12 protein-coding genes are annotated in these 16,369 nt (G+C 58.2%); 9 read left to right on the forward strand and 3 right to left on the reverse strand.

What is annotated here, in order from left to right; translation table 11 throughout:
* Window positions 1-63: 63 nt before the first annotated feature.
* From hisB to QN062_RS00200, 8 genes are all read left to right on the forward strand, one after another.
* Window positions 64-663 (forward strand): imidazoleglycerol-phosphate dehydratase HisB, encoded by a 600-nt coding sequence (hisB, locus tag QN062_RS00165; RefSeq protein ID WP_369341637.1) that lies wholly within the window; start codon window positions 64-66, stop codon window positions 661-663.
* On the forward strand, window positions 660-1,820 hold the full coding sequence (locus tag QN062_RS00170; protein ID WP_369341638.1) for a hypothetical protein: 1,161 nt from the start codon (window positions 660-662) through the stop codon (window positions 1,818-1,820). The genes hisB and QN062_RS00170 overlap by 4 nt, the downstream gene beginning before the upstream one ends.
* A 70-nt stretch (window positions 1,821-1,890) precedes the next feature.
* Complete coding sequence (gene hisH, locus QN062_RS00175; RefSeq protein WP_369341639.1) at window positions 1,891-2,535, forward strand: imidazole glycerol phosphate synthase subunit HisH; 645 nt, start codon at window positions 1,891-1,893, stop codon at window positions 2,533-2,535.
* 48 nt (window positions 2,536-2,583) lie between these two features.
* A complete protein-coding gene (priA, locus tag QN062_RS00180; RefSeq protein WP_369341640.1) occupies window positions 2,584-3,306 on the forward strand; it encodes a bifunctional 1-(5-phosphoribosyl)-5-((5-phosphoribosylamino)methylideneamino)imidazole-4-carboxamide isomerase/phosphoribosylanthranilate isomerase PriA in 723 nt (240 codons plus the stop codon).
* A 107-nt stretch (window positions 3,307-3,413) separates the two neighbouring features.
* Window positions 3,414-4,751 carry a type I glutamate--ammonia ligase gene (gene glnA, locus QN062_RS00185; protein WP_369341641.1) on the forward strand — a complete coding sequence of 446 codons (1,338 nt, stop codon included), beginning with the start codon at window positions 3,414-3,416 and terminating at the stop codon, window positions 4,749-4,751.
* 441 nt (window positions 4,752-5,192) lie between these two features.
* Window positions 5,193-6,092, forward strand: coding sequence for an ATP-binding cassette domain-containing protein (locus QN062_RS00190; protein WP_369341642.1), 900 nt, complete (start codon window positions 5,193-5,195; stop codon window positions 6,090-6,092).
* A gap of 2 nt (window positions 6,093-6,094) precedes the next feature.
* Window positions 6,095-6,943 carry a hypothetical protein gene (locus tag QN062_RS00195; protein WP_369341643.1) on the forward strand — a complete coding sequence of 283 codons (849 nt, stop codon included), beginning with the start codon at window positions 6,095-6,097 and terminating at the stop codon, window positions 6,941-6,943.
* 2 nt (window positions 6,944-6,945) lie between these two features.
* Entirely contained in the window at window positions 6,946-8,232 is a 1,287-nt protein-coding gene (locus tag QN062_RS00200) for a hypothetical protein (protein WP_369341644.1), read from the forward strand.
* A 65-nt stretch (window positions 8,233-8,297) separates the two neighbouring features.
* On the opposite strand, the gene QN062_RS00205 is transcribed toward QN062_RS00200, so the two are convergent.
* The 3 genes from QN062_RS00205 to QN062_RS00215 all read right to left on the reverse strand — a co-directional run bounded on the left by QN062_RS00205 (window position 8,298) and on the right by QN062_RS00215 (window position 14,255).
* The gene (locus tag QN062_RS00205) at window positions 8,298-9,224 is read right to left on the reverse strand and encodes a hemagglutinin (protein WP_369341645.1); all 927 of its coding nucleotides are present in this window, start codon (window positions 9,222-9,224) and stop codon (window positions 8,298-8,300) included.
* Between the two features lie 88 nt (window positions 9,225-9,312).
* Complete coding sequence (hrpA, locus tag QN062_RS00210; RefSeq protein WP_369341646.1) at window positions 9,313-13,530, reverse strand: ATP-dependent RNA helicase HrpA; 4,218 nt, start codon at window positions 13,528-13,530, stop codon at window positions 9,313-9,315.
* A complete protein-coding gene (locus QN062_RS00215; RefSeq protein ID WP_369341647.1) occupies window positions 13,527-14,255 on the reverse strand; it encodes a class I SAM-dependent methyltransferase in 729 nt (242 codons plus the stop codon). The genes hrpA and QN062_RS00215 overlap by 4 nt, the downstream gene beginning before the upstream one ends.
* Window positions 14,256-14,850: 595 nt before the next feature.
* On the opposite strand from QN062_RS00215, the gene hflX reads away from it, so the two are divergent.
* The gene (gene hflX, locus QN062_RS00220) at window positions 14,851-16,332 is read left to right on the forward strand and encodes a GTPase HflX (RefSeq protein ID WP_394854726.1); all 1,482 of its coding nucleotides are present in this window, start codon (window positions 14,851-14,853) and stop codon (window positions 16,330-16,332) included.
* Window positions 16,333-16,369 lie beyond the last annotated feature (37 nt).

Genomic DNA, 16,369 nt, shown 5'->3' on the forward strand with positions numbered 1-16,369 from the left:
GTTGGCATGGGTGCATGGTGCGTCGAGTCGGGGGATGGGGCATCTTCATGAAGGAGCAGCGGCATGGATCGCACAGCATCGATAACCCGCAAGACAAGCGAATCAAGCGTTTCGCTCAGTCTCAACCTTGACGGCACCGGCATCACGCATATCGATACCAGCGTGCCGTTCTACAACCATATGATGACCGCACTTGGCAAGCATTCCCTGATCGATCTGGACATCAAGGCAAGCGGCGATACCGATATTGACGTCCATCACACCGTCGAGGACATCGCCATCGTTTTCGGTGAGGCGTTGAACAAGGCGCTCGGAGACAAGCGGGGCATCCGACGTTTCGCGGATGTGACGGTTCCCTTGGATGAGGCCCTGGCCCGGGCGGTCATCGATATCTCTGGCAGGCCATACGTGGTCTGCACCGGTGAGCCAGAAGGCTTCGAGTTCGCTCTGATCGGTGGGCATTTCACCGGCTCGCTGGTACGGCATGTGATGGAATCAATCGCGCTGCATGCCGGAATCTGCCTGCATCTCACACTGCTTGCAGGACGCGATCCGCACCATATCGCCGAGGCTGAATTCAAGGCGCTTGCCCGTGCCTTGCGCTTCGCGGTGGAATCCGATCCACGCGTCACCGGCATTCCGAGCACGAAGGGAGCGCTGTGATCGATCCTTCAACCAATGACGGCGCTTCAGACCGTGATGACGAAAGATCCGATAAATCCGATTGTGGGAGTCAGGGCACACCAGACAGCACGTCAGAGCATGCATCAGGCAGTGGAATGAAGCCCCAGAAAGGTCACGGTTCTTCTGAGAACGATGGCGTTGCTGCTGAGAACGATGGCGTTGCTGAGAACGATGGCGCTCAAGGCATGCGTTCCGGGCAAGACAAGGCGCGGAATAAGGCGCGCGATGATGCAGAGGAATCGGTCTCGCAGCACGACGGCGGACTGTCTGACAAAGCGAATGACACATCCGTCGATGCGCTGAGCGACGAGGAGATCGATGCCGCGTTCGCCAGCTTCGAAGAGGACTTCAGCAAGGGGAGCGATGCCGATCTGACCTTTCCCAACGATGATTCGATGCATCCTGCCGGCACCCATCGTGGCGGACATCCGGGCGACGACGCTGCATTGAATGGCTCGGTCCGTGACAGCTCAGACTCCGGCGACGGCGGGGGACAGGGCGGTGCCGGAAATTCCAACGACGGCGCCGGTGCAGCCGGTGCTGCCGATGCCGGTGCTGCCAGTGCGAATGGCTCGGATAATGTCTCGGGCAGTTCCCCAGACGGTCTTTCGGACGACGAGCTTGATCTTGATGCGGATTTCCAGAATGAGCTCGAGGGACTGATCGGTGACAGGGTCAAGATTGCCGTCATCATCACACGCATATCGTCAGCGGAACTGCTTGCCGCATTCTGTCAGATTTCCGACATCTCCGCCCGTTGCATCGATTCATCCGAGGGTGCCGTGGCTGTGCTGAACACGCATGATGCAGATGGTCCGCAGAACGCTGCACAGGATCTGACCGATGTCGTGTCAGGCCTTTCCGTCGTCCTGGCAGTGAACAAGGCCAACAAGCTTGAGGCGAAGCTATGGATGCGCGGGCAATCCGGAGAGGAATTTGCCCCACCGATTCTCTTTGCGTCAAGCGCGCCTTTCGTCGAAGACCTCATGATTGGCACGGTCAGTGTCGATTCCTTGAAAAACAACGGTATTACCGTGGTCAACAGCGATGACCTCGATCATGACCGGGCAATGGGCATCATTGCGCGGCACATGCGTCTCGGCCCGGATTCATCCTCCGACGAGACCGGGGAATGAAAGGGTCCAGGACCGCGTACAGTGATTCTAGAGATGAGCAGACGTCCGTTTGCCTATGTGAGGAGTACATATGACTTCCATCGTTGTTTTTGATTATGGCTTTGGCAATGTCCGCTCGATGGTGCGTGCACTTGCAAACATCGGAGCCGATGTGACGCTCACATCTGACCATCATGCCTCGATGGAGGCAGATGGGCTTGTGGTGCCGGGAGTCGGCGCATTCGCAGCATGCCTCGAAGGCCTGAGAGACTGTGGTGGCGAACAGGTGATTCGCGAGCGCATCGCCGATGGCAGGCCAGTGCTTGGCGTATGCGTGGGCGAGCAGATCATGTTCGAGTCCGGCATAGAGCATGGGACTCATGCTCGCGGGCTTGGCCTGATAGGCGGCACGGTCGCGAGACTCGATGCCGATGTGGTTCCCCACACAGGGTGGAACACGATTCATGCTGCGGAAGGCTCGATGCTGCTGCAGGGTGTCGAGAATGAAAGATTCTATTTCGTCCATTCATATGCAGCCATCGACGCGAACGATGTCGCTGTCGAAGGTCTGGGTGACCGTGCGGGGAACGTGTCCAGGTGCTCCTATGGGAACAGCGATTTCGTCGCGGCCTATGAGCGTGGGCCTCTTGCCGCGACGCAGTTCCATCCTGAGAAATCGGCCGAGGCTGGTGCTCGACTGCTCAGGAACTGGGTGGCTGCTTTCCCGAAGCTGTGACCAGACGTTACAATGGCAATCTCACTGATGTGTTGAAAGGATCTATCCATGCTTACTCTTCTTCCTGCGGTTGATGTGAGGAATGGCAAGGCCGTGCGCCTGAGGCAGGGTGCCTCGGGTTCGGAAACCGACTATGGCAGCCCTCTGGAGGCCGCGACGACATGGGTCGAGGAAGGTGCCGAGTGGATTCATCTTGTCGATTTGGATGCCGCTTTCGGAACTGGAAACAACCGCGATCAGCTCAAGGGCATCGCGAAGGAATTGGGTGCTCGCGTCCACATCGAGATGAGTGGTGGCATTCGCGATGATGAAAGTCTTGACGAGGCGCTTGATGCGGGTGCGGCGCGTGTGAACATAGGCACTGCAGCCCTTGAGGATCCTGAGTGGACTGCTGGCGTGATCGGCCGCTATGGAGACTGCGTCGCCGTGGGATTGGATGTGAGAGGCCATACGCTTGCAGCTCGGGGCTGGACGCGTGAGGGTGGCGACTTGTTCGAGACGATTCGCTTCCTCGATTCGGTCGGCTGCGAACGCTATGTCGTGACCGATGTGGCACGCGACGGCATGATGAGTGGTCCAAACATCGATTTGCTGCGCGAGGTCGCGGAATGCACCTCCGCGAGCGTCACTGCTTCGGGGGGCATCTCCTCATTGCAGGACATCGAGCGCATAGCCGGATTGGAGGCATTGGGCGTTGACTCTGCGATACTTGGCAAGTCCCTCTACGCTGGTGCATTCAGCCTTGGGGAGGCCCTGAGCCTGACTCGCTAGGGCTGAGACTCCTGTGCTTGGAGTCACCGGTACACGCCAGTTTGGAAGCATAGGCATACCGAACGTTAGTATTAAATAGGAAATAAATGCATGGGAGCATGGCAGGCATGGATAAACAGCAGGAGTTTGCGTTACGCACCGTTGAGGAACGCGATGTACGTTTCATTCGTCTATGGTTCACCGACGTATTGGGGACTCTCAAGTCCGTGGCAATAGCGCCGGCGGAGTTGGAGGCGGCCTTCGAGGAGGGACTGGGCTTCGACGGATCGGCCATCGAAGGCATGACCCGCGTGTCGGAAGACGACATGATCGTCAAGCCCGATCCTTCGACCTTCCAGATTCTGCCGTGGCGCGGCGGCCCTCAGGGCACCGCCCGCATGTTCTGCGACATTCTTACGCCAGACGGCGAGCCGAGCCTCGGCGATCCTCGCCACGTTCTCAAAAGAGCGCTTTCCAAGGCCAAGGACAAGGGATTCACCTTCTATGTGCATCCCGAGATCGAATTCTATCTTTTTGAACATCAGGACGATTGGTCAAAGGCTCCGACGCCTATCGACCATGGCGGTTACTTTGACCATGTCCCGCGCAGTCCAGGGATGGACTTCCGCCGTGCGACCGTGAACATGCTTGAGCAGATGGGGATTTCCGTCGAATATTCGCATCACGAGGCAGGTCCTGGACAGAATGAGATCGATCTGCGCTATGCGGATGCACTGACCACCGCCGACAACATCATGACTTTCAGGACAGTCGTGAAGGAGGTCTCGCTTGAACGAGGCATTCACGCCAGCTTCATGCCGAAGCCGTTGTCGGATCAGCCAGGTTCTGGAATGCATACGCATCTGAGTCTTTTCGAAGGGGATGCCAACGCCTTCTACGAGGCTGGTCAGGAATTCAACATGTCGCTCACGGCGCGTCAGTTCGCTGCGGGAATTCTCTATCATGCGGCCGAGATCACTGCCGTCACGGACCAGTATGTGAACTCGTACAAGCGTCTGTGGGGAGGGAACGAGGCTCCGAGCTATGTGTGCTGGGGTCATAACAACCGCTCCGCTTTGCTCAGAATTCCCCAGTACAAGCCAGGCAAGGGCAATTCCGCACGCATGGAGTTCCGTGCGCTCGATCCCGTGACCAATCCATACTTGGCTTATTCCGTTCTTTTGGCGGCAGGTCTTGACGGTGTCGAACAGCAGATGACACTCTGCGAGCCCACCAGCGACGATGTGTGGGAGCTCACCGATGCGGAACGTCAGTCCATGGGCATACAGCCATTGCCGGACTCATTGGACGCCGCATTGAAGATCATGGAGAAGTCTGAATTCGTGGCCAACGTCCTCGGCGAGCACGCCTTCGAGTATTTCCTGCGCAACAAGCGCAAGGAATGGGATGAATACCGTCTTCAGGTCACGCCATACGAGCTTCAGAAATACCTGCCCACCCTCTGACGATCAGCACAGTGACGATCAGCACAGTTGACGATCCACCCTGTGAGATCCACACGGTGACAATCAACCCCTGTGACGATCGAGATTGTAAGTTTTGAGAACTCACAGAAGTATGCAAGCCCGGAATCGTTGAAAAACCGACCGGCAGCAAGCCAAAAACAGCTGTCTATACTTCTGCGAGTTCCCAAAACTTACAATCTCGATGGATTGCTGCGTGAATCCGTCCAACAAGGCCCTCAAGAGGGCAATGATTCTCAACTTTTTTGTTCAGACAAGGATGTCTTAATAAAAATCCAACAATTCTCGAACGATTGACCAACGCACATTCCATAGATTCTTGATTGTCAACGAAGCTTAGATAGTCAAGGAGTGGATTATGTCAATCAACATGTGCAGCGACATCGGTGGTGCGGCGGCCGCATCAGTGTGTGAGATCCTGCTATGAATGCGATAGAGACACAGGGACTGTCAAAGTCATTCAGAAGAATTCCCGCGGTGCAGGATCTGACCATGCACGTTCCCGAGGCATCGATCTATGGATTCATCGGTGAGAACGGGTCAGGAAAGTCAACCACGGAAAAGCTGCTGTGTGGCTTGCTCATTCCATCCCAAGGCAGCATCGAACTTTTCGGAAAGTCATACAAGGATGCAGGAATCCGCTCGCAGATGGGCGTTCTCATCGAGAATCCAGGATGTTTCCCCAACAGCACCGTATATCAGAATCTGATGATGCAGGCGCTGAACCTTGGCATTCGAAAGCCCAAGGAAGAGGTCATCCGGGTTCTGACGATGGTGAGCATGTCGGGCGCTGCGGGCCGCAAGTTCAAGGAGTGCTCCCTCGGCATGAAGCAGCGCCTTGGTCTGGCCCAGGCGCTGATGGGACGTCCGCGTCTGCTCATCCTCGACGAGCCGATCAATGGACTCGATGCCGATGGCATGCGCATCGTCCGAGAGACGCTTGTCAACCTCAACCGTCAGGAAGGCGTGACCATCCTGATCAGTTCGCACATACTTGGCGAACTCGGCAAGATCGCGACGCATTATGGCATCATCCGTCAGGGCAAGCTCATCCGTGAGCTTGAGTCCAGGGAAATGTCCGAGGAATGCAAGGACTTCGTATTCGTCACGACGAACAATGATGCAGCCGCAATAGGCGCACTGAGCAAGCGATACCGTCAGGTCGAGATCAAGGGACGGGGCATTCGCGTCTATGACGAGACCGAGAGCTCCACGGTTTCGCGCTTCCTCTACGAAGAGGGATTCGGAATCAATGAGATTTCATTCAACAGGATCGGGCTTGAGGAGTATTACGAGCGCGTGATGAGTAGAGAGGCACGATGAGCATGTCAGCCACAACCGTTTCGCAGCCAAAGACCATTGCCATGAACCGCATCTCGCCGATGCTCAGGCTTGACTTCTACAGGCTGTTCCACACCCCGCTGCTCTACATCATGATGGCGGTCGCGGCAGTGATTCCCGCCTTGGTCATGACGATGTCGGGAGCGAGCACGACGGACGCATCGGGCAAGGTCGTCGAACCCACGATCGTATACACCAACGCGTTTCAGCTTATCGCTCCGCAGCATCCCCAGTATGTCATTTCGGATTTCGGGGATTACGCCAACATCAACATGGTCTACATCTTCGGAGGCATGCTGCTGGCCATCTTCATCGGACATGATTACATGTCAGGCTTCGTGAAGAACGTGTTCACGGTGCATTCCAAGAAGCGCGACTATGTGATCTCGAAGATAGCCATCGGCACCTTCTCGATGATCTGCATGATCGGCACCTATGTTCTCGGCTCGATGGTTTCCGGCCTTCTCAACGGAAAGTCCTTCAGCGTCTCGATCGTCGGACTCCTGCTCTGCCTGGTGGCAAAGGTGATACTCGCGCTCGGCTTCAGCTCGCTCTTCGTCCTGATAAGCGTCCTGTTCCGCAGGCTGCTGGGCATCAGCATCGTCGGATCCTTCTTCTTCGGAACCGGCATGCTCGTGATGGGCGCCGCCGCGGTCCTCGCCTCGATGGGACTTGAATCGCTGATGGGTGTGTTCCTCTATGGTGCGGCCTCTGGAGCATCGCTCTCATCGACATGGATAACCGTCATCGTGAGCCTGGCGTGCTCGGCAGCATGGGCACTGATCTATACGCAGCTTTCAACATTCATCCTCAACCATAGGGACTTGGCATAGATATGAAAAAGATATATTCCGGACAATCATTCCTTTACAGGGCGAATGGCTACAACAGCACCGTATTCGAGGCCCGCATGACACAGAGGATCCGTGGGGACAGCCTGGAGACCGCGGTCAGGAACACGGCCAAGCGCTTTCCCGACATGACGCAGAAGCTCGTGGAGAAGGATGGAAGCTATTACCTTCATCCCGATTCGGTCTCGCTGAATGCGGTCCCGACCAAGAGACTGAGAACCTTGGGAAGCATGGAGACCGGCTATCATCTGATCGACGTCACCTTCACCGGCAACATCATCAGGGTTGCATTCCATCACGCACTGTGCGATGGAATGGGTGCCAAGGACTTCCTGCAGACGCTGCTGTATTACTACTGCACCGAACGCTATCAGAGGCAGTTCAACAACGAGGGGATCCATACCCTCGACGAGGTCATCGACCCGAGGGAATTCCAGGAGCCACTGCCATCGCAGCCGTATCAGGTCGATAGGGATGCGATCAAGCCGATGACCACGGATGGCTTCCAGCTTCCAGAGAGCACGCCGGGGGCGGTCGAATGCTGCAGGACCGAGATAACCGTCGATCAGAAGGAGTTCGTCACGCTGTCGAAGAACCATGGCGCGACGCCTGCGATCATGGCGGCCATGCTGTTCTCACGAAGCGTGCTTCGACAGTTCCCCGAGGCCGACAAGCCAATACTGTGCAACATGGCTGCGGACATGCGGTTCGCAATCGACGGCGCGATAACCCGACGCAACTGCACCGGTTCGTTCTATCTGCCATATTCCAAGGATGACGAGGCCTCCGGCATGGCTCAGGTGGCGGCAAACCATCGCAGACTCATCGCCGAGCAGAGGAGCGAGGATGCGGCGCATCAGAGCGTGAACAATCAGATTGGACTGTTCACGAAGCTTGAATCGATGCCGAGCCTGGAAGCGAAGCGGCAGATGATGTCGATGTTCGACCACTTGCTGCTGAACACCTATGTGCTCAGCTACGTCGGACGGATGAGATTCAACGATTTCGGACGCTTCGTGAAGTCGGTGCATATGTACAGCGGCGGCATCAAGGGCCTAACCATTAACATGGTGGCTGCCGGCGATTCGATGACCTTCGATGTGCTTCAGGGCTTTGAAGGCGAAAGGTATGTCCAGGGATTCGTTCGTGAACTGCAGGAGCAGGGCCTCGGCTGCAGGGTGGGCGACACGCTGCCTTGCGAGACGGGGGCGGATCGGAGCCATGTCACTGCTCGTCGACAGGCCGAACGCTGGTATGCGGTCGCCCAATGAGCGCTTGATTCATCCGATGTGGCGCGCCTGTGCAGGATATTAGGCGTACGGCATCGGGGTCGGAACTATTGCCTGTTCGAAGTCACAGGAAACCAATGCTTGTAGATGTACGAGAAATTGCGATTGCCATAGCTCGAGCACGCGTTGCCTTCGCCGACGACTGCAGCAAGGGCTGCGCCGTTCGGCTGATAGGGTGTGTAGATGTAGAGCAGCGCCGTCGCACGGTTTTCGATGTAGACCTTCGTCCCGCCGCATGAGGCGGTCGGACTGTAGGCGATGTAGTTCAGCTGACCTGAATGGTATGAATATTCGGAAGCGTGGGCGAGATAGTATCTGAATCGCTTGGCCGACCCATACACCTGCTTGAAGAATCCTGCGTAGGCTGGATCGCAGTCAGCGTCATCGGGGCATGACAGGCCCATGGCCGACTTGTACTGCCAGGCGGTCGGACTGGTTGACGTGACGAGCTGCTGCTCCTTCTGCAGCAGCGTGATCAGGACCTTCTGGCTTATGCCGCAGGACCGGGCGACTCCGTCGATGATCGTCGCGGCGGATTGGCCTTTCCCGCCCTTGTATGCCTTGCATAGGGAATCGGCCGCGATGTCCGTGGTGTTCTGCGTATAGTTCCTCAGACATGAGCTGCCCTGGCATGCGCTGTTTCTCTCGTCGAGGAAGGTCTTCACGGATGAGGCGGTCATCGTCGTGCTGTCGAAGAACTGGGAATCGCTGACGATCTTTCCTGGGTTGAAGTCGTAGCGTGTGCTGAACTGTTCCTGCCGCTGCTGGGCCTGCTGCACGGCAAGCTCATATTGCCACCAACGAATTCCCAGCATGATCAGCGTCATGGCAACGATGACCGCAATCGTCGAGCTTGAGCACAGTACGATCCTCTTGGCGAAGGACATGCGGCGCCATCGCCGTACGATGGCGTTCCCGCGCTGTCTGCGTGGCGATTCGTGCTTGTGTCTGGATTGGTGCTTAGTGGCTTTCATCGCTCTCCATACTAGCGAGACCCTTGTGGAAAAGGCTGAAAGCGTCTGTGACGCCCACTATGCCTTTGCTCCTTATCTTGCCCGTCCCCTATGCCTGCAGCTGTTTGCGGATGCGCTGCAGGCTCACCGCCTGGGCGGTTCCCAGCTCCTGCGCCCAGAGGGAAACGAAGAATTCCTCAAGCAGCCAGCGTGAGAGTTCGGCGTCTGTCATCAGCCGATCCCTTCGAGCCCCTGCGGGCTCGCCCGCAGCGCTCTTCTGAGCTGCGACGACCAGCTGCCTTGCTTCGTCCGCCTGCCAGGCCCAGCGGACATCACGCGACTTGTCCTTCTTCGCCTTGTCCAGACGGATGATGTCGGCATGGAGGAAGCGTTCGATATGTGGCAGCTCCTCGCCCGGGGTGTCATGCAGAAAGGCCGGATGAACCAGGCCTGACATATGCTCACGGATCGACTGCAGCACGGCCAGCAGCGGAAGGTCGGCAGGCCCTGAGATCGCAGCGTCCAACTGGGCGTATCGCTTCATGATGCGAATCACATCGTGTGCGACGGCATACACCGTGTCCTCATAGACCTCGCGAACGTCATCGATCGACTGTGCCAGGGTCTGATCGGAACTGACGCCATCGATGCGGGGGAGCAGTCGCTTGACCGCGGCATATTGCAGATCCCGTGTCAATGCCTTCGTGCTCGGGTATGGTGTGGCGGCGAGCATCAGCGCCTCCTCTCCCAGCCATCGAGACGATATGCGTTCAGGTGGCATCCGCAGGGCTTCGAATGCGGCATCCCACAGCATTTCGCGATGCGATATGGTCGTCGCTCCTGCCTGATGCAGCAGCTTGCTCTGCTCGACGGGCTTGCCCTTGCTCGCCGCTTCCGCGGCCCGCCTGCCCACCTGCCTTCTGGCAGCGGCCTTGGATTCGTCGGCGAAGCGATGCTGCAGCTCAGTCAACGACTTTCCTGAGCCAAGTACACGAATGCCTCGCTTGCGGCGATGGTGCGAATGATGGCTGCGAGACCGGTTGTCGACTGAGCCGGAATCCGCGCCGGCGCCTTTGCCTCCCTCATTGTCACCGGCAGGTGCTTCGACGACGAAGGTCATCCTCGTGTAGTCGGGCATGCGTCCGCGCTGCTCGTCGTTGAAGATGCCTGGATGAATCTGTGCATCCGATATCTCTATGGCCGCCTCGGTGAAGGCCTGCGTGAATTCTGGCCACTGGCTCGTTCCACCGAGGGAAGGGCTTTCAGAGCTTTCCCTGGGCATCTCGGCGTGTGGGCTTGTGGCTGAGGCCGTTCCCGATGCTGAACTCAACGCTGCTCCCGATGCCAGGTCGTCCGGCGACGCGTCGACCCCGGGGAGCTGCGGGTAGTGAAGCCCTATCCAGCGCCGAATCGACTGCGCCGTGTCGGGGGCCGGGACGAACTGGACCCTCAGCGCCTTTGGCAGCGACTTGATCGTCGAAAGAATCACATCGTCCAGGAATCCCGGAACGTTCCATGTGAATTCCTGCGGACTCAGACGTGCGAGCAGCTTCACGGGAACATGAACGCTCACGCCGTCGTCCTTCGCCTGCGGGTTGTATACGTAGCTCAGACGAAGCGTGTAGGGGGAGCCATCACTGGCAATTCCACTCCAATGGTCTGGGTAATCGGCAAGATCCTGTGCAGTCGAGTCCTGCAGACGCTCGATGCTGTCAGGGTCGAAGTCGAGCAGATGGGGATGCTGCTGATGCTCGTGCTTCCACCAGCTGCCCAGAGCCGCGACCGAGGTGATGTCATCCGGGAGGACGCGGTCATAGAAGTCGTGGAGATCCTCGTCGCTCACGCTTTCGCCGATGTTACGGGTGCGGCTGCTCTCGTCATCGGCCTGCGCCAGGATAGACCGGTTGACTTCGATGAATCGGTCATAGGGGAACCGCTGCTGGATATCTCCCTCGACCAGACCCTGCCGTATCAGGAAGTCTCGCGCCTCGACCGGATTGATGGAACCCCATTGCACGGTTTTTCCCTGCACGATGGGCAGACCATAGAGCAGGACCTTCGCGCTTGCTATCGCGCTGCCATGCGAAGCCGCCCAATGAGGCTCGGCATAGGTCGTGCGGGTCAGCGGACCTGCAAGCGATTCCGCCCACTCCGGATTGATGTTCGCGGCATAGCGGGCCCAAAGCCGTGAGGTTTCGACCAGACCGGTCACCATGACCCACGGCGGTGGCGTCTTGGCCACTCCTGAGGCGGGAAACAGGGCGAAATGAGTGTTCCTGGCACCCTGATACTCATTGTGGGACATCTTCTGCGCCCGTTTCATCGCCCGGGCGCGCGCCGCCCCACTGAGGCCTGCGAAGTCGGATGCCTTGGGCTCACGGATGACCTGCATGCCCATATTCGACAGCAGTCCGGCGAGCATCGAACGGTGGATGCCCTCATCATCCCATGAGCATATGAGGCTATGCGCGGCCTGCCTGCCCATCTCAAGCTCTCGAACCGCGAGCTCTGGCCTTGATGACGGCAGTGGCTCGCCAACCTTGAACTTCAGCTCATGACACATCTGTGCCAGCTGACGGAAGAGGTCACGCCACTGGCGCATGCGTACATAGCTCATCATCTCCGACTTGCACAGACGTCGCAGGGTCCCGTTTCCCGGATCGCCATCGGCCTGGAAGAAGCGGTCCCAGATGTTCAGTGCGGTCAGAAAATCGCTGCTCCGATCGACATAGCGATTATGGATGCGGTCCGATTCCTCACGCTTGTCCTGCGGGCGCTCGCGCGGATCCTGCAGGCTGAGGAATGCCACGATCACCAGCACGGCGGCAAGGGTGTTCGGAGTGTTGCCGGCGGCTTCCACGACCATTCTGCCAAGGCGGATGTCTATGGGGATCCTGGCAAGCCTGCGACCCACAGCCGTAAGCCGAACCTCAGCGTGAGAGCCCTTGTTCGGTGCGATGGCCTTCAGCTCCGTCAGCTCATTGAAGCCGTCAGAGACCGCACGCATGTCAGGAGGGTCGATGAAGCCGAAGTCCGTCACGTCGCTTGCCGTCTTCGCGACGCCGACCGAAAGCATGTGCAGGACGACAGCCCCCAGAGAGGTACGAAGAATCTCGGGTTCGGTGAACTTCGGACGCGTCTCGTAATCCTCGGAGGAATAGAGGCGAATGGCAATGCCATCGGCGATACGGCCGCAACGGCCTGAGCGCTGGTCGGCGCTCGCCTGCGAAATGTCCTCGATGGGCAGACGCTGCACCTTCGCCGACTTCGAGTATCTGCTGATACGGGCAGTGCCCGGATCGACGACATATCGAATGCCTGGAACGGTGAGCGAGGTCTCGGCGACATTCGTCGCTATCACGATGCGCTGATGCTGGTGATGCTCGAAGACCCTGTGCTGATCCTTCGATGACAGCCGTGCGAACAATGGCAGTATCTCGATCGCATCGGGTCGGCGCATGCCTGAGGTGCGTGGGCCGAAGTGCCTGTTCAGAGCGGTTTCGAACTCATGGATGTCACGCTCGCCGGATGCGAAGACCAGTATGTCCCTCGCACCCTGGTCGTGGGACGATATCGTGACCAATTCGGTGCATGCGCGTGCCACGCCGTCCGGAACGTCAAGCGCGTCATCGTCGTCGCTTGAACTTCGTGGGCCTGCCAGGCCTGACATGCGGTGGTTGCCGGCGAACCCATCGACGTGATTCATCAATGCCGGGGGAGAGTCCAGCGGCTCATAGACGATCTGAACCGGATACGTCCGCCCGGACACTTCGATGATGGGCACCTTGGCGTGCAGGGCCTTGGAGAAATGCTTCTGGAACTTTTGCGAATCGATCGTGGCAGAGGTGATGACGAGCTTCAGCTCGCGGCGCTGGGGGAGCAAGGCGGTCAGATATCCGAGAAGGAAGTCGATGTTCAGGCTGCGTTCATGGGCTTCATCGATGACGATCGTGTCATAGGCAGTCAGCTTCGGATCGCGTTGAATCTGAGCCAGCAGTATGCCGTCGGTGACGACGCGCAGACGGGTCTGCGGGGAGCTTTCGTCGGTGAACCTAACCTGGAAACCCACTTCGCCGCCAAGGTGAACGCCGAGTTCGCCTGCGATGCGCTCTGCCACGGTTCGGGCGGCGATTCTGCGGGGCTGCGTATGGACGATCTGGTGGCCGTGGGTCCCACGCCCCATCTGCAGCAGTATCTTTGGTATCTGCGTGGTCTTTCCCGAACCGGTCTGTCCGGAGACGATGACCACCTGTGACTTGCGAACCGCCTGCTCGATCTCGTTTCGAGCGGCGCTGACCGGAAGTTCCTGAGGATAATTAAATCTCATATAGCGAGATGCTCCGTCTCATGTTTCTGGCTTTGCGATGAGGTGACCTCGGCCTCGCGTCCATCGTCGCCAGCGGCGTTGCGATGAAGATGAAGTATTCTGAAGCCCTTTGAGGATGCCGTCTTCTCAATGTCCCACTCTGGCGGGGCATCCGCGCGCTCTCGCGGGTTGAGGGTCTGCTCGAGCCAGGATTTCAAGGAATCGGCTCCAAGGTTCTTCTGCACGACAAGATATGCGTCGCCATCGGCATTCAGCAGAGCCAGATAGCGCAGCAGCAAGGCATGCAGCTCGGCCTTTCCGACGCGGATGGGAGGATTGGACCATATCAGATCGAATGTCAGGCCCTCGGGAAGTCCATCTGGTGTGAATGCGAATACATTCTTGCAATCATTGCGCTGAGCATTGCTCACTGTCAGTTCGACGGCTCGTTCATTGACGTCCACACCCACTACCTGCGCGTCAGGAGACTCCTTGGACAAGGTAAGCGCTATGGGTCCCCACCCACAGCCCAGGTCGAGGAATCGGCCGTGCGCTGGGGGAAGTGGCGCATGTCTGAGCAAAACCGACGTACCCAGGTCCACGCGGTTCATCGAGAAGACCCCGTGCGAGCTTTCCACATCCATCTCATGGCCGCGCAGGGTCACGTGCAGCGCTCGCCGCACATCCGGGGTCTGCGGATGTGCGGAAAAGTACTGTCCATGTGATGCATTCTCTGGTGTAACCATGCCAACCCTGCCCTTTGCTCGCTGCGTCCCTATCATGCGTTCCGCATGATTTCGCCTATCATGTACATGCTCGTTGATCCGTCTGCCCACACAGTGCCTGTACAATGTCCACACAGTGTCCACGTACTTCCCCACATAGTGTCTGCACGGCGCTGAGCCGGAGGCGTGCGTAGACCTCGTCAGGCCGTTCGGTGGATACGGCAATCGCATGCCGTGTGACCGTCGCATGGCGAGGATTCCATCGCCAGTGAACTTGTCGCAACACGTGATGATAATACATGGAATATGGTAAGCGATGCGCGGATTTCCAATCTCATAATCCTACCCGCATGGCATAACCAGAGCATAATTTCATCGTGAACCAACAATAGCGTGTGCAGCAGAGGTGCAATTGAAGCATTTTTTCGAAGAGAATCCAACACAGCGGCAGACTGTGCCATCGACCGTCCGAACGGATGACGAGATGGAGGCCGCGGATCTGAATCATCGCTCAGATGAAGTCCGGCATGGAAGCGGGAATCATGATGCAGGGGCGGCGCGCTTATCCGGTGGGCCAGTCGACACAGCTTCGACTGTGCAATCCCATCGTGATGAACTGGATGACCAGGATTCCCATCTGAACGATTCCACGGCTGCCGATGGATCCGAAATTCTCGCTGGGCGTTCCGAAGTGCTCCACGATGACCGTGGCGTGCAAGGACTGCCAGAGGAATGGCAGGAACGCGAACAGCGCAATGAACTGCGTCATGTTGCGGGCATCGGAGAGCTTGAGGACGTCACCGAGGTCGAATATCGCAAGGTTCGCCTTGAACGGGTCGTTCTGGCAGGAGTGTGGTCCAGCGCGGAGACAAGCTTTGCGAAGGCCGAGGAATCCCTCCGGGAGCTTGCCGCCCTGGCGGAGACAGCCGGCGCCCAGGTGCTCGATGGTGTGCTGCAGCAGAGAACGAAGCCTGACTCCGCGACGTATCTAGGCTCGGGGAAGGCGTATGAACTTGCAGGACTGGTGGCTGGGATCGAGGCCGACACGATAATCGTGGACGATGACCTCCACCCTTCACAGCGACGTGCATTGGAAGACGTTACGAAGGTCAAGGTCGTCGACCGGACTGCGGTCATTCTCGACATCTTCGCCCAGCATGCGACCAGCCGTGAGGGAAAGGCCCAGATAGAGCTCGCACAGCTTGAATACATGCTCCCCCGGCTGCGTGGCTGGGGTGGTTCGCTGTCCAGGCAGGCTGGCGGGCAGGCAGCTGGACAGGCTGGTGGCATCGGTTCGAGAGGCCCTGGCGAGACCAAGATCGAAATGGACCGTCGTGTGATTCGCACGCGCATCGCCAAGCTGCGCCGACAGATAGCGAGGATGGAACCGGCGCGAAACGTGAAGCGGGGCTCTCGCAGAAGATACGACATGCCAACCGTCGCCGTCGTCGGATACACCAACGCAGGAAAGTCCTCACTGACCAACAGGCTCACCGGATCTGGCGAACTTGTCGAAAATGCCTTGTTCGCGACCTTGGACACTGCCGTGCGCCGCGCTGAGACGCACGACGGGCGCGTCTACGCATATGTGGATACGGTCGGCTTCGTCCGGCGCCTGCCGACGCAGCTGGTCGAAGCGTTCAAATCGACCTTGGAGGAGGTGGGGTTCGCCGACATCATCATCCATATCGTCGATGGGTCTCACCCCGATCCCTTCTCGCAGATCGATGCGGTCAATGCAGTGCTTGAGGATATTCCGGGAACGGCATCGATACCCCGCATCATCGTGTTCAACAAGGTGGATTCGATCACGGACGTGGTGCGGCAGCGGCTCCGTCAGCTCATGCCTTCGGCATATCTGGTCTCTGCCAGAACCGGCGAGGGTCTGGATGAGCTCAAGGAGGCGATCGAGAGCATGCTTCCCGTTCCGGACGTTCACGTCGATGCGGTGCTTCCCTATGCGAGTGGTTCGCTGATTTCCGAAATACGCGAACGTGGCAGGGTCATGTCAGTCGACTATCTCGACCGGGGAGTGCGAATACAGGCTGATGTCGATAACAGACTTGCGGCCCGCGTCGTGGACCAGGCGGTTGGCTAAACGTCAACTCGTCTCGTTAGAGTGGGACTGAAATATC

The organism is Bifidobacterium sp. WK012_4_13 (assembly GCF_041080835.1).
In the GTDB taxonomy this organism is placed as follows: Bacteria; Actinomycetota; Actinomycetes; order Actinomycetales; family Bifidobacteriaceae; genus Bombiscardovia; species Bombiscardovia fermentum.

What these genes read in the sequence shown, in the direction of transcription:
- QN062_RS00200 (WP_369341644.1), top strand. Translation starts at nt 6,946, where the DNA reads ATGAAAAAGATATATTCCGGACAATCATTCCTTTACAGGGCGAATGGC.
- QN062_RS00215 (WP_369341647.1), bottom strand. Translation starts at nt 14,255, where the DNA reads ATGGTTACACCAGAGAATGCATCACATGGACAGTACTTTTCCGCACAT.
- glnA (WP_369341641.1), top strand. Translation starts at nt 3,414, where the DNA reads ATGGATAAACAGCAGGAGTTTGCGTTACGCACCGTTGAGGAACGCGAT.
- hisH (WP_369341639.1), top strand. Translation starts at nt 1,891, where the DNA reads ATGACTTCCATCGTTGTTTTTGATTATGGCTTTGGCAATGTCCGCTCG.
- QN062_RS00205 (WP_369341645.1), bottom strand. Translation starts at nt 9,224, where the DNA reads ATGAAAGCCACTAAGCACCAATCCAGACACAAGCACGAATCGCCACGC.
- hrpA (WP_369341646.1), bottom strand. Translation starts at nt 13,530, where the DNA reads ATGAGATTTAATTATCCTCAGGAACTTCCGGTCAGCGCCGCTCGAAAC.
- QN062_RS00190 (WP_369341642.1), top strand. Translation starts at nt 5,193, where the DNA reads ATGAATGCGATAGAGACACAGGGACTGTCAAAGTCATTCAGAAGAATT.
- priA (WP_369341640.1), top strand. Translation starts at nt 2,584, where the DNA reads ATGCTTACTCTTCTTCCTGCGGTTGATGTGAGGAATGGCAAGGCCGTG.
- hisB (WP_369341637.1), top strand. Translation starts at nt 64, where the DNA reads ATGGATCGCACAGCATCGATAACCCGCAAGACAAGCGAATCAAGCGTT.
- QN062_RS00195 (WP_369341643.1), top strand. Translation starts at nt 6,095, where the DNA reads ATGTCAGCCACAACCGTTTCGCAGCCAAAGACCATTGCCATGAACCGC.